We start from the raw sequence: 15,665 nt of genomic DNA on the forward strand, positions 1-15,665 counted from the left end.
AACCGTCCACTCTTTTTGTTGTATAAAAGGCTTTCTTACTTATTTAGGAAGTCCTCTTTTTAACGCGTTATTCGCTATTTCTACTGCTTTTCTTTCTTTCCAGTCCATATACCTTTTTTTGTATCGTCCTTTCATGAAGTTGTCAAAATTACGCTGAACAGTAAGATTCCATAAAGAATGTGCTTTTACAGCCCAGCTCTTGTCCCATGCACGCAGAGAGATAGAGAAAGAGCCATCCAGATATTTCATCCAGTGCCACCAGCCGGTAGGCATGAATAAAGTATCTCCATGTTCCAGGAAGCATTCGATTCCTTCAATACCATCAAGGGCAGGGAATTTTTCAAAATCGGGATTTGAAATATCATAATCTTCCAGTGCATAAGTGGCATATGGAAGTTTATACAGACGAGATTTCCATTTGTATTCAAACAGAAGGACGTGCTTTCTTCCATTGAAGTGAGTATGGAAAATATGAGGCATGTCGATATCATAGTGAAGGAACGTTACCGAACCTTTACCTCCAAAAAACATACTTGGATATTTATCTAAAAATCCTCCCATCAGATTCTTTGGCGGAACATAATCGTTCAATAGCTTTGGAGCAAATTTTATAGGATCAAAAAAGAAGATTCTAAGATCAGTAGGCTCCCTTTGAATCAGGTCTAGATACTCGCTAAAAGGCATTTTTGTCGTTGGAGTATTGATAGGTGCTGCAGGATCAGCCTTGGAACTGTCATATAAAGGAACTTCAACATCGCCTACTACTTCCTTCACGTAATCCATCGTCCACTTTTGATAAGCGGGCCAATTTCTAGCCATATTCTTGATTACCACTGGCTTACATGGCTTTAGATATTTTTCACGAAATTCTTCTTGTGAAATGTCATCTACAATATCAATCGGTTTAAGGATTATTCCCATTCGTTCAAATTATTAAGCTAAAGTATTAAATATTTATGAAAATAAAAGTAAAGAATTGAAATTATTTGGAACTAATATAAATAGAATTTGATACAAGTCTATGGATGCTCTTTGAAGCATTTATAGCCAAATGATTAACTCTGTTTTTCAGCATTAAAACAGGGGCTTTTTTGATTATAAAATACTCTTTGAAAAGAATATTATTATCTGTATAATTGTCATTGTAAAAAACAATCATGAAACAGATTTCCGTCATTTTTTTTTCACTTATATTTTCGAGTGCTTTTTCACAAAAGTCAACTAAGATTTTTACGTCAGATATCGATAATTTTTGGGTGGCTTACGACAGCATTCAAAAGACAAATAATCATTCCCAAAAAATGGATCTGATTAAAAGGCTTTATACTGATAAAGGAACAGAAGGATTGAAAACCTTCATGAAAGTAAGAGATTATAATGATACTGTTTTTGTAAATATCATTGACAAATACCCTAAATTCTGGAATTCAATCAGACCCAATACCCTGGCGATAAAAACTAAAACCAATGAGCTGGAAGCCAGTGTTGCCAAGCTGAAGCAGCTCTATCCCGAATTGAAAGAAGCCGAAATGTATTTTACAATTGGCGGGCTCAATTCCGGGGGGACAGTAAGTGGAAACAAAGTACTGGTAGGTGCTGAAATTGCCACAGGGCTTCCGTCTACAGATGTTTCGGAATTTCAGGATGATTGGCTGAAAGGCGTTTTTGCAGAGCAGTCTTTGGATAATATTGTCTCTTTAAATGTTCATGAATATATACACACTCAACAGACAGGAAACCGCCGAAGAGTTTTAAGCCAGTCCATAAAGGAAGGAGCTTGTGATTTGATTGCCGAATTGGTGATGAATACAACTCTTGAAAGGAAATATCTGTCTTATGGAGCGGCTCATTCAGCAGAAGTTAAAGATCTTTTTAAAAAAGAGATGTTTACCGGTAATTTTAGAAATTGGCTCTATAATGGAAGGCAAAAAGGAGAGAGTGCAGATCTGGGATATTATGTGGGATATGAGATCTGTAAATTGTATTATCAGAATGCAAAAGATAAAAAACAGGCAGTCAGAGATATTATTGAACTGAATTATGATGATGATAAAGCGGTTGAAGATTTTCTGATCAAATCAAAATTTTTCAAAGACAAGATTGATAAACAAAAACTGATCAAAGAATATGAGAAGAACTTACCATACGTTGTAAAAATAGATCCTTCCAATGGTTCTGTACATGTAAGTGCTGACACAAAAGAAATAAGAGTTACTTTTTCAAAAGAAATGGTTCCTGGAAGTTACTCCTTCAATCTTTCCGATAGGGGAAGAGACTATTACCCAATTTCCAAAATTGTAGGGATGGAAAATAATAACAAAACGTTGGTAATGCTTGTAGACCTAAAACCCAGTAAAGAGTATGAATTTGTACTGACCAACAAAAGTTTTATTTCTAAAGATGGCTATCCCCTGAAAGATGAAAAATTTCTTATAAAGTTTAAAACGGACAATAAATAATTTAACCATCAATGAATGATAATCAACTTTTATATCTGGCTTCAATAGTTTGTTTCTTACTTATTGTGTTAACCTTCAGGCACAGCCGGAAATTCGGTGTTGTCAATATGATACTTTTCTGTTTATACAATTCAATATTATATTATCAGTTGCTGTATGACAGCAGTGGAGGAGCAGGACTTGTGTGGTGGTTTTTTCTGCTTATTGTATCAGGATGTCACATGCTGGCGCTCTTGATTTACTTTGTAGTAACAACTATTATCAAAGACAGGCGCAACAATCAGGATTTGAGGTAAGGATTTATAGCTGGTCAATTCTATAAAGTATTGTTCTGCCTTACTGGTGGCTGATTATTACAGGAGGTCCTGTACTGCTGACTTTTTTATAGTATATCTTTAGAAAAATAATGACACAGATTGTAGGTTTTATCATTTCCATACGCTGAAAAATATTTATCTTTAGACTCTGTAAAATTTAAATACATAAAGCATCAGAAGATAGCTGTAAAAACCCTTGAAAAGACTATTTAACCATTTTAAATTCAGATTTCATCAAAGCTTCAGACTATTAAATCTTAATCCAAGAGCAAGTGTTCCTGTTCTGATTATTCTGGGAGTTTTGATCATCATGAAATTACCCGAAAGCTATTATTATCCATTTTTATTTTTTATACTGACCCTGCTGTTTCATTACGAAAGAAAAGACATTCCTTTTCTGAAAAAAGTCTTTGTGAAAAGCTGGCGGTTGATCATTGTATTGGAAGCGGTCATTATTTACGGTATTCTGCTATGCGGAAACATCCATTATCAATTGGAGAAAACCGCATTATTATCTCTGCCCATGCTGCTTTTGCTGGCTTTTGTGACGCCAAGATCAAAGCCGTGGCTTGCCTTACAATGGAATTTTATTCCGGACGATTTGTTTGAATGGAAAAGTTTTCTGAGAAAAAATACCTGGCTGGCAGCTCTGGGGCTTATCCTGATCTGGGGTTCATCCTACCATCCGATAGTTTTGATCCTGACAGGAACTTTTGTATTGGATTATATTTCACATATTTACGAGGCCAACGAAAACAAAGAGATGCTCGAAATGTATTTCAAAAAATATACTTTAAAAGAGAAGCTCAGGAGAAATTCTCTGTTTTTCAATACTTTACTTTTACCAACGTACTGCTTATTTCTGATTTTCAATACGGCAGAAAGTTTATATGTTCTCTATTATTTTGTCTTTATGAATCTGTATGTAATGCTGATTCTGACCCGGAAATATAAACAGTACCATTATAAAGAAAAGAACAATTATTATAATATTGGAGTATTTATTGAGTATACTTTATGCTGTATGACCATTATCCCTGCCTTATTCCTATTGAAAAACAATATAAAAGAAGCTTCTCAAAATATCAAGACCTATGTTGGAGATTAAAAATATAAATGTTCATTTTAAAAATCAGAAAGTTTTGAACGATCTGAATATATCAATAGAAGAAGGATGCATATTGGGACTGCTTGGGAAGAATGGCGCAGGAAAAACCACGCTGTTTGAATCATTGTACCGAAGTGTACCGTTTTCAGGAAATATTACCTGGAAGAATGAACGGCTGAAACGGGAAATGATTTCCTATCTGGAAACCGAAAACTATTTTTACCCTTACATTACCGGAGAAGAATATCTGGCTTATTTTACCTCAAAAAAAGAAGCTGAAATCAAAGACATTATTGAGAGATTCAACCTTCCGCTGAAAAAATATGTACAATATTATTCCAGCGGAATGAAGAAAAAGCTGGCACTCACCGGAATGCTGATGCTGGATAAGCCTATTAATATTCTGGATGAACCGTTTAATGGAGTAGATTTTGAAGGCGTCCATATTCTTTATGACATTATCAGACAGCTGAAGTCAGAAAATAAAGTAGTGATTGTGAGCTCCCATATCATCGAAACTCTCTTTCATACCTGTGATAAAATTGCCCTTCTGCAAGATGGAAAAATTGAAAAGATCTACGGAAAGGAAGAATTTAGCCAGTTGAATACTCTTAAATTCTAGAGATAAAATTTTAACAATTGAAATCAAACCTGTTCATTGATTTTTCTGTATTAAAATGTAGGTTTTGTATATCTCTTTCTTATAATCAACATAATAAGCGCTGAAATCAGACTTATAATACTGCACTCTATTATGTTCTCAATACCATAACGGGAAATCCAGAACCCTCCGAATAAAGTCCCTGCCGTTACTGCAAAATTTCCGCAGGAAGTAAAAATACTATTGATGAATTCAGAAGAACATGCAGTAGAGGAGGTTATATTGATGTTGCTGATCAGAAAACCTCCGGAATGAACCAATCCCCAGCATCCGACAATCCATATCATAGGTGTGATAAAAGTTCCGTAATGTCCGATCAACAGATGAATCCCGGATAATAAAATCAAAAACAGAAGAGTGGTTTGAAACGGATACCGGCTCATATATTTTCCTGCTATTTTATTTCCTGCAATCCCTACAGTGCCAAACAAAAACAGCATCAGACTGATTTGTTTTCCGTTCATCTTAGTCACATGCTGTAGAAAATCAGCCATATAGCCATACGTAGAATACATGCCTGCAATGATAAAAAATGCAAGAAAAAGACTGATCCATAAAAGTTTACTGCGAAAGATCTCAGTAGGAAACCTCTTTGATACGTCTTTTGTCGTTGGAATAGAGGGCAAATAAAACCAAACCCCAATCAAAGCGACTCCATTAATTAAAGCTGTCAATACAAAAGAAGACTGCCAGGAAAACAGATCAGACATAAAAGTTGCCAAGGGAACTCCCAGTACCGTTGCCAGGGTAAGCCCGGAGAAAATAATACTCACCGCTTTGGATTTCTCTTTGGGATCTGAAGTTGCTCCGGCTGCAGACAAAGCAATAGACCAATACACCGGATGGAAAAATGCAGGAATCATTCTGACAGCAAGTAACACATAAAAACTGGTCATATATGCAGACAAAATATTGGTTACAACAAAAATAAATAGGGAAAAAATCAGCAGACTTTTCTTTTTGAAAGAGGATAATGCAAGCAGCATAAATGGACCAAAAACAGCAACGATCAAGGCAAAAGCACTCAGCAGCCATCCTGCTTTTTCAATAGAGACCCGGAATGCAGATGCTATTTCGGGGAGTACACCGATGACTCCAAATTCAGTGGTCGTAATTCCGAAAACACCTAAAGCCAGTACATAAAGATTTCTGTTCATTTTCATTATTTTTTTTGCAAATTTGCAGAATAGACTATCGTAAAGCTATATACTTACCTTTTAGTTCTATACTCACCTTTTTGAAAGTGCAACTGTAAAAACGATTATTATGCCTGAGTTTTTCCATGATAAAAGACTGTATTATACCCCTATTGAATTTGCATTAAGCCATATCGGCGGAACCTGGAAAATGCCTGTTTTGTGGAGGTTACAGGAGAAACCGCTTCGTTTCAGCGAGCTTAAAAAGGATATTCCCCATATCACAGACAAAATGCTGACCAGCCAGCTGCGTGAGCTGGAAGCTAAAGACATGATTCATCGTGAAGTATATCCCGTAGTTCCTCCAAAAGTGGAATACAGCCTTACAGAGAAAGGAAAAAAAGCCATTCCGGTCATTGAAACCATTATGAATTTTGGTTATGACCTGATTAAAGATGAAGGAATTGTATTTCCGCCTAAAGAATGAAAAGTCACCTGTTTTTCTATTAAATAATAGCTTTTTTCATACCTTCACGTAAAATCTATTTCAATCCAATGAAGCTGAAATTAGGGATCTTAGACCAGTCACCTTTAACAATGGGGGGGACTGCTGCATCTGCATTGACCAACAGTATTAATCTTGCCTTATTGGCCGAAGAGACAGGGTTTCACAGCATCATGTATTCCGAGCATCATGGAGTAGAAGCCTATGGAAGTTCCAGTCCTGAACTTTTAGCAGCTATTATCCTGAGTAAAACAAACCGAATCAAAATAGGAACAGCCGGAATTATGATGAGAAACTATTCTGCCTATAAAATTGCAGAATGGACCAAAATGCTGTCAACCCTCTACCCTGAACGTTTTATTCTCGGATTGGGAAAGGCTCCCGGAGGATTAAAAGATGCTGTTATGGCTCTGAATAATCATAAACCTGTCGTTCTGTCTAATATGGAAACGAAACTGGAAGAAATCATTCAGTTCATCAGGGATGAAAAGGGAGTATACGAAGGTCTGATTGCACAGCCCACGCATGTACAGCATATCCCAGAAATCATGTGGCTGGGATCAGGAATGACTTCTGCTAAAGAAGCAGCAAAACATGGGATAGGATATTCTTTTGCCGCTTTTATGAACAGTGAAAACGGAATGGAAAATACAGAGGCTTATCTCAGAGAATTCGATGGGAGCCAGTATTTTTCCAAGCCTTCTCTGCAGGTTGCTGTGGCTGTATCGGTAGCAGACAGTATTGAAGAAGCCAGACGGAATGCGTATGGGATGGCCTATCAGTTTTTACAGTCCCGCCAGTTAGCCAGTCCTAATGCCGTTCTTTCTTCTGAAGATATAGAGCAAAAGATATTGGGAACTGAAGATGAAGATGAGTTTTTTACAATTTTAGACAGAATTATAATAGAAACACCACAGTTTGTTGATCAGAGATTACAGCAGGTTTCAGAGAAATACAATACGGACGATCTTCTGATATTGTGCAATATGCATCGGGAGAAAGATCGAATCTATACCTATAAAAGTATCATCAAAAATAATAAATAACCCTACAGAATATCTGAAGTTGCTGTTGTATGCAGGGTTGTTTTAAAAAATAAATTAGCCCCATGAAGCAGGAAAATTCAATGTTATATATCATTACAGGCGGTCCCGGAGCGGGAAAAACGACCTTGCTGGATGAATTCAATAGAAACGGACTGACAGTTGTTCCCGAAGAAGGCAGGAAAATCATAAAAGAACAGATCCATTCCGGTGGAGAAGGACTTCCATGGCTGGATAAGGAACTTTTTGCCCATCTGATGTTTGAAGAGTCCGTAAAAAATTACCAAAAAATAGCTAAGATAGCCCATCCGAAACCTGTTTTCTTTGACCGTGGGATATTGGATACGCTGGGATACATGAGGCTTGAAAATATTCCCATTTCTGAATCACTGGAATCAAAAGCCAGAGAAATGGTTTATAATAGCACTGTATTCATTCTTCCACCATGGAAAGAGATTTATGAAAATGATCCTGAAAGAAAACAAACCTTTGAAAAAGCAATACTTACCTTTGAATGTATGAAAGAAATTTATCAGAAATATGATTACAGTCTCATAGAAGTCCCGAAAGCTACAGTTGGAAACAGAGCACGCTCCATCCTTGATACTATTTCATATAATAACTAGATTAATTATCTCATCATCTATCAATTATCATTCATCATTTATAACATGAAGAAATATCTTCCTTTTGAAAAAGAGCTGATCGAGCTTGCTGACAAAGATCTGTCCATCAGAGAAAAGCTGCTAAAAGCAGGAGAATTATCCGGTGGGTATCATCCTGAAATGGAAAATATTCATAAAGCCAATGCAAAACGGCTTAGGGAAATTATAACCGAAATTGGTTATCCCACCATTTCAAAAGTAGGTAAAGAAGCAAGTGATGCAGCCTGGCTGATCATACAACATGCTATTGGTGAGCCGGAATTTATGAAAGAATGCTATACCATGATGGAGGATGAGAGCAGTGATATTAATCCAGCCAATAAAGCTTATTTATACGACCGTATTCAGTTTTTTCAAAGTAAGCCGCAAAGATATGGGACACAATTAACGGCTGAAGGAATGATCTATCCTGTAGAAAATAAAAAAGACTTAAATAAAGAACGTAAAAAGGTAAACCTTCCGGAATTATCTCAGGAAGAAATCAATAAAATTCCGGAAGTTCAGAACATTCCGGAAATAGAGCGTAAAGATGCTGATTATACAGCTTGGAGAAAAAAAGCAGGATGGATTTAGAGCTTTTTCCAGTTTCCCTAATTAGTTTTTAACACTTCACGCACTTCAATATTCCCCCCGATTTTAAAGATAGGATTTCCTTTAGCCATCTCTACGGCTTCATCAATAGATTCTGCCCTTACAATAATATACCCGCTGATGAACTCCTTGATTTCGGTATAAGGACCATCTGTTACGATATTATCCGGTTTTACTGTTTTTGCAGTTCCCGGTGCAGGTAAAAGAGTATTTCCCTTATCTACCAGTTTGTTTTGAGCAGCAATACTTCCCAGCCAATTCATGCGCTCCTGGATCTGCTCCGGGGAAGGTTTAAAATCAGAAATATCTTTCAGTCTGAAGATTAATGCAAATTCTTTCATTATTGAATTTTTTTTTATTATTCATTTCAATGACGATTGAAACATAATAATGGAGACAAAAATCTTAATTTTATTTTATTCTTTTAATAAAGGTCTGGGATCAAACAAAACTTTTAATGAATGAATCTTTCCATCTTTTATATGATACCATCCGGAAGCTTCTACCGTTTTTTCTCCCATATCAATTGAATACCAAAGACATGTGTCTTCTCCGGCTGTAAAAGTTTTGAGAATTTCATACTTAAACTTCATCTGCTTCATATCTGTGATATAAACAGAAGCACTTTCTCTTTTTCCCAGTACTCCAATAAATTTAAAATCAGGGTCAAGACAGCTTTCTGCCATGTCAAAATTTTCCTCATTTAAATATTGGATAAACTGTTCTGCTGTATTGTTCATAAGTCTTATTTTTATTATTAAATGCAAATTTAGCTAGTCACATATCATTTCATCTGTGATTATAATCACAAAATGATTCGTAATTTTTACTATTTTAAGTTTGGAATTCTGCCTTTAGCATAAGCGATCTGCTCTTTTTCCTTTTCCTGATCCGGATTATTTTTAAGATACATCTGATAATAGATTATGGCATTCTTAGGTTGTTTCAGATTGAGATCATAAAGAAGTCCCAGGCGGTAATAAATAATATTGCTGGTACCAAAGGTCAACCCTCTTTTATAAGCAGTTACAGCATCATTATATTGATTTTTCGCTTCATAAATACCCGCCAGTGCTGCATAATAAAGAGTCGTATGATCCGAAATCGCTTCATCAATGGTCTTTTGGGCATAGATTGCAGCATTGTTATAATCTTTCAGTTCGCGGTAGCTTAATGCCATAAAATACAAGATACCTTCATTTTGCACCCCCATTTCTTCAAGTATTTTATAAAGACTGATGCACTTTTGATAATCCTTTACATAAAAGTAAGCCTGTCCCATATCGTTCATCACATTTACGTCCGCGTGGTTTTTCAAGAGCTTTTCCCCTGTTTCAATTACTTCTGTATATTTACCAAGCCGATTGGCGATGGATAGCTGAGCTTGCTGCAAAGTAAAATTTTCCGTGTCAGAAGCAATAGCTGTTTTCAATACATCATAAGCTGGCTGATATTGTTTGAGTCCATTATAAACCATAGAAAGATCATAGGATACATCAGGGTCTATAGAATTTATAGCATTGGCTTTTTTAAGGTAATTCAATTTTGTATTTGGAGTTTCTGCATAGGCTGCAAGCTGTTTATAAGCATTAAAGTTAAGACTGTCCAGCTGAATGATCTGCTGAAGATAAGTCTTAGCATTGGAAACATTGCCCCTTCTGGAATTGATCCCGGCCAAACTGAATAGAGTAGGCAGGTTATTCGGTTGGATGGTGTTGATTTTCTGATAATTTTTTTCAGCTTCCGGCAGTTTTCCGGCCATCATATTACAATACGCTATTTGTGAAAGAGCTTTCATATCCTGAGTATCTTCCGGATATATGCTTTGCAGATATCGGGCTGCATCGGCATACCGTTGTGTTTCATAATATTCAAGAAGTTTTTCATTATCAATTTTTGCAGATTGAGCTGTGATTTTGTTAAAGCCTAATAGAAATAGACATAAACAAATTCCTGTTTTCATCATGGTTATTTTTTAACTAAAATATTGGATATTTAATAAGATTCCAAATTTTAGAATCACTTATTGGGGATTTTATTAATTTTAGGAATAATTTGTGTCAAAAATTGAAGCATCATTTTACAGAAATACGATCAGATAAAGCAAGATAGATATGGAAATAAGAACTGTAGAATCATTCCTGGATTATTATAAAAAGATAAGAGAAAGAACCCATCGTATTATTGAAGTGGTTCCTCCCGAACACATTGATTTTTCCTATAAATCCGGGAAATTTACGATTGGAGATCAGATAAGACATATTGCTGCTATTGAGCGGTATATGTATGGGGAAACTATTTCCGGAAGAAAAAGTGCCTATCCGGGATGTGGAAAAGATCTGGCTGACGGCTATGAAAATAGTGTTATATTTTTCAATGAGATGCATAGACAGACATTGGAAATTATCAACGGACTATCTGATGAAGATCTTACCCGTAAATGCTTAACTCCGGCTAACAACGAAATTTCAATATGGAAATGGCTTCGTGCCATGATAGAACATGAAATTCATCACAGAGCAGAATTATATATCTATCTGAATCTTCTGGATGTAAAAACACCCCAGATCTACGGATTTTCGGCGGAAGAAGTTCAGGAAATGAGTGTGAAATTATAGGATTAAAAGCAATCATTGAAGGCTATTTAATCGGGTGGGGTTAATTTGTATATTAGCCCATTCAAAAAATAGTAATGACCAGACCTTTCATCATTCCTCTAGTGCTGTTACTAAACAGTGCTTATGCACAGACGCATTCAGAATTGAAACCGGGAGATACTTTAAAATATGCTCCCCAGTCTCATAAACCTTCATGGATTTCGGTACAGTCCGCAGATGCGAATTTGGGGGTTGCCTTGTTCGTGGATGGCAAGAAATTGAAAGAACAGGATGATTCCAGAGGAATAAAAAGTGTAGAACGTTTATACTTTAGCCCGGAAAAAGGGAAAAAATATGAGCTTAAAATCTGGGCTAAATCTTATGCTGAAAAAAGTAAAACGGCTAAAGTTTTCATTATGGAATCAAAAAATGCAGCTATTCTGGATGGGCGGTTCAGCCCTGACCAGTTTGTGGAAGATCTTAGAACATTCCGCTCTATCAGAGAAAAAGCCAACTCAGGGTTGTATGTCTACAGAACCAGAAAACAGATTGACAGCATTTATCAGCAGGCTGAGATAGAAGCCCGAAACAGCAAAAATATTTTCGATTTTTATAAAGTTATTGCCAATGTTACCGGATTTGAAGGAAGCTGTCATAACTACACAGATCTGCCCAACCACGCTTCTTATTACCTCACCCAAAAACCGGAATATTTACCCATTACACTGAAGAATATGGATGGCCGTCTGCTTCAGGATTCAAAAGACGTGGCATTACCTTTAGGTGCCGAAATCCTTTCTATCAATGGAGTTCCTGCGAAAGAAATGATTAGCCGTTTTTCAAAATATTATTTTTCTGACGGATATTCAATGCCTTACAAAGAAACAACGGGTTTTGAGAGAGGTATGCTGGACAAGTTTTATATAGAATTCGGCACTCACAAAAACTATATCATCAGCTATCAGTGGAATGGAAATGTAAAAGAAGTTTCATTACCGGGAATCTCATTAGAAAACTTTAAAAAGCTTCAGGATTCAAGACATTCATTAGCTTTTGACAAAAAGCTACTCTCCGAAAAATACAGTTTTACGAAAGAAGGAGATGGAATATACCGGTTATCTTTGAGGGGATTTGATTTTGCAACCGGAAAAGAAGATCCTGCGTATAAAAAATTCAGTGTTTTCCTTGACCAGATGATGGATACCCTGGAACGCGAGAAAATAAAGAACCTTATTATTGATCTTAGAGGAAATACCGGTGGTACAGGAGCTTTGTATGAAAAAGTATTCTCTTATCTTACCCAAAGACCTTTCCGTGACAGCCACTATGCTTATACTAAGTTCAATGAGGTGCCTATGGAAGAGAAACTGATCATTACTTCTCTTTTTCTTTCCAATGGAGTACAGGATAAGCATGGACTGAATGCCTATCTGAAACAGCTTTATCCTAAAGATGTTCAGGGAAAATATTACTGGGCAGATGATAAAAATCCTTTAATTATGCCTAATGAAAGAACATTTAAAGGGCAGCTTTATCTGCTGGTAGATCAGCGTGTCGCTTCTGCAGCTTCACATCTTGCCTCATTGATTAAATCCTACACCAATGCAGTAGCAATCGGAAAAGAAACAGTAGGTGGGTATTACGAACATAACGGGCATCTTCCATTGGTATATGAACTTCCCAATACCGGCATCCAGACAGGATTTTCTATTGTTCATGTGATTCAGGATGCACAGAATCTTCCGGATCAGGAAAGAGGACAGGGGATTATCCCCCATATAAAAGTTCAGCAGACCGATCAGGAGTTTCTGGATCAGACAGATGTTTATCTCAAAAAAGTCTCAGAGCTTAGAAAGCCGTAAAAAATCATTCATTGAAGTATTATAGATAAAACCCTCTGAAAATTCATTATTTCAGAGGGTTTTTATTGTTGCTGAAATTTAAAATAATTTTATATTATTTCCATTTTAAGTGATAAATATAATGTTTTTATTTATTAAAAATTGTTAAATATTGATCTGATATAGAGTTGTTTAATTATTATTTTTAATCATTTGCTTTAGAATTATTTAGGGAAAGTCGTAGAACTACTACAAATTTTCAGATTAGCTTACGAAAATTTTTTGAATAGCAATTACCGTTTTATCTTTGTAATACCACCAATCAATTACAAAAAAAATTAATAATGATTAAAATTTGCATAGCATACCCATAAATTCAGGAATTCAACAGGGAGTAAAGTAGATACAATATTCTGCTTTACCTTTTTACAATTACTATATACCCTGTTTTGATCTTAATATCCGTATTTTATTTCTCAGAATAAAATACGGATAAAGAAAATGTATCTGAACGTTTTTACGTCAGGTAGGTTTTAGCCTTAAAAAATTTGACACCCAATCAATCAAAATATTATAATTATGTTTCAGGACGATCATTCACCCAAAATGCCTGTTTCCAAAGATAAAATTCCAGCTGTAAACAATCTGAAAGATACTCTGACAGATCAGGCGGCCAGCAAAGCTGCTCAGGAAGTGCAGAAAAAATCCAGTGGAACCATTAAAAAAGCTACAGAAAAGATGGTTCAGGCTCAAGCGTATACAGGAATGGTTCAGAACGGTTCACAAATGTTTATGAATCAGGTTAAACAGCCTAATCCTCCTACATTGGTAGAAGACAAAGTATGGTCAAAACAGCCTACTTCCGGAATTTACAATGCCAATACAATTCCCGGCAATCAGGTAGCAGGAATCAACCGTGTAATACAGCTTGAAATAGTGATTGACGGAAAAGTAATCAAACATTTCAAGCATTTTCAATTAAAACAAAGTGCTGTAAAACATCACGAATTTGATCTGATGTTGGCTCATGATACATTAGGAAGCTCAGAAAATCATAATCTGGAAGAAGCTCAGAATTTTCTTGGTAAAAGAATTACCGTAATTTTCAGATATAAAGATGTAGAAGACGGCCCCGAAAGAAACTTTGTAGGAGTGATTACCGAAGTAGGTTTCAGCCAGGAAAAAGGAAGCCTTGGAAATATTGTCCTTACGGGGTCAAGCCCCACAGTGCTGTTAGATGCAGCTCCCCACATTCAAAGTTTTGGAGGAGCCCAGGAAATCAGCCTGAACAGCATTGCAGATCAGGTGATCAAGGAAGGTCTGGGGCAGCATAGCTTTGACTTCAGAGTAGATGCTTCACACGGAAATATTTCTTACACGTCCCAATATGAAGAAACCCATTACAACTATCTGGCAAGAATTGCAGAAGCCTATGGGGAACAGTTTTATTATGATGGTGAAGTTCTTCATTTCGGGAAACTTCCCCCTCAGGAAAAACCTGTAAAACTGACTTACGGAAGCAGTGTAAGCGATGTCAAAATAAAGATGAAAGCGCAACACGTAAACCCATCATTTTATGGATATAACAGCAGTAAAAATGAAAAATTAACCGCTGGAAATTCAAAGATTAATCATACTTCGGATATTGCAAAACGAGCCTACGAAATTTCAGAAAAAACCTTTACAACCCCTTCTTTAAGAGTGGCTCCTATAAAAGCAGTGTCTTTTATGGATGTGGAAAATTCCCAGAAAGGAACAGCAGGAAGCAAGGCTTCTGAGGTATTTGTTATTTCAGGGATTACCACAGTACCATTTCTTTATCCTGGCTGTATTGCTGATATTGAAATGCGAAAAGCCGAAAGCAGTGAAACCACCTATTTCACTAAGCTTATGATTATGGATATGTATCATGAGGTGGATGCCCGAGGATATTATACCGGAACATTTGAGGCCATAGCTTCCGATACAGGGTTTATTCCCCGCCCGGAGTTTCACACCCCGAAAGCAGATGCCCAGTTTGCAAAAGTAATTTCCAATACAGACCCTTTAAATCAGGGAAGAGTAAAAGTTCAATTTGATTGGCAAAATGGCTCTACTACAAGTGAATATATCCGGGTAATGACTCCCGATGGTGGGGGAAGCGAAAAAGTGAGCAAAAATAGAGGGTTCATGGCAATTCCGGAAGTGGGAGATCAGGTAGTAGTCAACTTTGCCCACCAGAATCCTGACCGTCCGTTTGTAATGGGAGGAATGTTTCATGGTGGAGTTGGCGGCGGCGGCGGAACCGGAAATAATATCAAAAGTCTAAGCAGTAAAAGTGGACATACCATGAGTTTGGATGATGCCGGAGGAATTACCGTAAGAGACAAAGATCAAAACTCCGTTTTTCTTGATGGAGCCGGAAATATAACCATAGACAGTAAGATTTCCATTACTCTGAATTGTGGAAGCAGTTCTCTTTATATGGATAAAGACGGAAATATTCAGATCAAAGGAAAAGAAATATTTGTGCAGGGAATCAATATTGGAGTCGGAGGAACATCGAGTATTGGAGTGGGGGTAGGACCTGAAGACGGTGATCCTACTTCGGGAATCGGAATCAAATCAGATACACTGGATATCGGAACCAAAACCCTTTCCATGAGAGGTGATACAGAAGCCAATCTCAGCAGCGGGGGTAAAATCAATGTCGGTGGCGGAAGTGAGACAAATATTGTAAGTGGAACTGTAAAACTGAATTAA

16 protein-coding genes are annotated in these 15,665 nt (G+C 36.6%); 11 read left to right on the top strand and 5 right to left on the bottom strand.

Annotation, left to right across the window (positions count from 1 at the left end; translation table 11 throughout):
* Positions 1-39 precede the first annotated feature (39 nt).
* Complete coding sequence (locus tag DBR39_RS23935) at positions 40-921, bottom strand: cupin-like domain-containing protein (RefSeq protein WP_124537173.1); 882 nt, start codon at positions 919-921, stop codon at positions 40-42.
* A gap of 380 nt (positions 922-1,301) precedes the next feature.
* Between DBR39_RS23935 and DBR39_RS23940 the strand changes: the two genes are divergently transcribed.
* From DBR39_RS23940 to DBR39_RS23955, 4 genes are all read left to right on the top strand, one after another.
* Positions 1,302-2,459 carry an Ig-like domain-containing protein gene (locus tag DBR39_RS23940; protein WP_185147259.1) on the top strand — a complete coding sequence of 386 codons (1,158 nt, stop codon included), beginning with the start codon at positions 1,302-1,304 and terminating at the stop codon, positions 2,457-2,459.
* A gap of 107 nt (positions 2,460-2,566) precedes the next feature.
* Positions 2,567-2,755 carry a hypothetical protein gene (locus DBR39_RS23945; RefSeq protein ID WP_124537175.1) on the top strand — a complete coding sequence of 63 codons (189 nt, stop codon included), beginning with the start codon at positions 2,567-2,569 and terminating at the stop codon, positions 2,753-2,755.
* 217 nt (positions 2,756-2,972) lie between these two features.
* Positions 2,973-3,884 carry a hypothetical protein gene (locus tag DBR39_RS23950; RefSeq protein WP_124537176.1) on the top strand — a complete coding sequence of 304 codons (912 nt, stop codon included), beginning with the start codon at positions 2,973-2,975 and terminating at the stop codon, positions 3,882-3,884.
* Complete coding sequence (locus DBR39_RS23955; RefSeq protein WP_124537177.1) at positions 3,871-4,506, top strand: ATP-binding cassette domain-containing protein; 636 nt, start codon at positions 3,871-3,873, stop codon at positions 4,504-4,506. Before DBR39_RS23950 ends, DBR39_RS23955 begins: the two co-directional genes overlap by 14 nt.
* 50 nt (positions 4,507-4,556) lie before the next feature.
* Here DBR39_RS23955 and DBR39_RS23960 read toward each other — a convergent pair whose 3' ends face one another.
* Positions 4,557-5,702, bottom strand: a complete 1,146-nt coding sequence (locus DBR39_RS23960; RefSeq protein WP_228447912.1) for an MFS transporter — start codon at positions 5,700-5,702, stop codon at positions 4,557-4,559.
* A 109-nt stretch (positions 5,703-5,811) separates the two neighbouring features.
* Here DBR39_RS23960 and DBR39_RS23965 point away from each other — a divergent pair, with 109 nt between their 5' ends.
* The 4 genes from DBR39_RS23965 to DBR39_RS23980 all read left to right on the top strand — a co-directional run bounded on the left by DBR39_RS23965 (position 5,812) and on the right by DBR39_RS23980 (position 8,467).
* Complete coding sequence (locus tag DBR39_RS23965; protein WP_103235145.1) at positions 5,812-6,168, top strand: winged helix-turn-helix transcriptional regulator; 357 nt, start codon at positions 5,812-5,814, stop codon at positions 6,166-6,168.
* Positions 6,169-6,236: 68 nt separating this feature from the next.
* Positions 6,237-7,232 (top strand): MsnO8 family LLM class oxidoreductase, encoded by a 996-nt coding sequence (locus DBR39_RS23970; protein ID WP_124537179.1) that lies wholly within the window; start codon positions 6,237-6,239, stop codon positions 7,230-7,232.
* 62 nt (positions 7,233-7,294) lie between these two features.
* Positions 7,295-7,855, top strand: coding sequence for an AAA family ATPase (locus DBR39_RS23975; RefSeq protein WP_124537180.1), 561 nt, complete (start codon positions 7,295-7,297; stop codon positions 7,853-7,855).
* A 45-nt stretch (positions 7,856-7,900) separates the two neighbouring features.
* Positions 7,901-8,467 (top strand): DUF6624 domain-containing protein, encoded by a 567-nt coding sequence (locus tag DBR39_RS23980; protein WP_124537181.1) that lies wholly within the window; start codon positions 7,901-7,903, stop codon positions 8,465-8,467.
* 17 nt (positions 8,468-8,484) lie between these two features.
* On the opposite strand, the gene DBR39_RS23985 is transcribed toward DBR39_RS23980, so the two are convergent.
* From DBR39_RS23985 to DBR39_RS23995, 3 genes are all read right to left on the bottom strand, one after another.
* Positions 8,485-8,826: a YciI family protein gene (locus DBR39_RS23985; RefSeq protein WP_124537182.1), complete on the bottom strand. Its 342-nt coding sequence runs from the start codon at positions 8,824-8,826 to the stop codon at positions 8,485-8,487.
* A 75-nt stretch (positions 8,827-8,901) separates the two neighbouring features.
* Entirely contained in the window at positions 8,902-9,225 is a 324-nt protein-coding gene (locus tag DBR39_RS23990) for a nuclear transport factor 2 family protein (protein WP_124537183.1), read from the bottom strand.
* 89 nt (positions 9,226-9,314) lie between these two features.
* The gene (locus DBR39_RS23995) at positions 9,315-10,448 is read right to left on the bottom strand and encodes a tetratricopeptide repeat protein (RefSeq protein ID WP_185147260.1); all 1,134 of its coding nucleotides are present in this window, start codon (positions 10,446-10,448) and stop codon (positions 9,315-9,317) included.
* A 151-nt stretch (positions 10,449-10,599) separates the two neighbouring features.
* On the opposite strand from DBR39_RS23995, the gene DBR39_RS24000 reads away from it, so the two are divergent.
* The 3 genes from DBR39_RS24000 (at position 10,600) to DBR39_RS24010 (ending at position 15,665) form a co-directional block, all read left to right on the top strand.
* Entirely contained in the window at positions 10,600-11,103 is a 504-nt protein-coding gene (locus DBR39_RS24000; RefSeq protein ID WP_124537185.1) for a DinB family protein, read from the top strand.
* A gap of 74 nt (positions 11,104-11,177) precedes the next feature.
* Positions 11,178-12,944: a S41 family peptidase gene (locus DBR39_RS24005; RefSeq protein WP_124537186.1), complete on the top strand. Its 1,767-nt coding sequence runs from the start codon at positions 11,178-11,180 to the stop codon at positions 12,942-12,944.
* Positions 12,945-13,502: 558 nt separating this feature from the next.
* A complete protein-coding gene (locus DBR39_RS24010; protein WP_124537187.1) occupies positions 13,503-15,665 on the top strand; it encodes a type VI secretion system Vgr family protein in 2,163 nt (720 codons plus the stop codon).

This window comes from Chryseobacterium sp. KBW03 (assembly GCF_003852415.1).
In the GTDB taxonomy this organism is placed as follows: Bacteria; Bacteroidota; Bacteroidia; order Flavobacteriales; family Weeksellaceae; genus Chryseobacterium; species Chryseobacterium viscerum.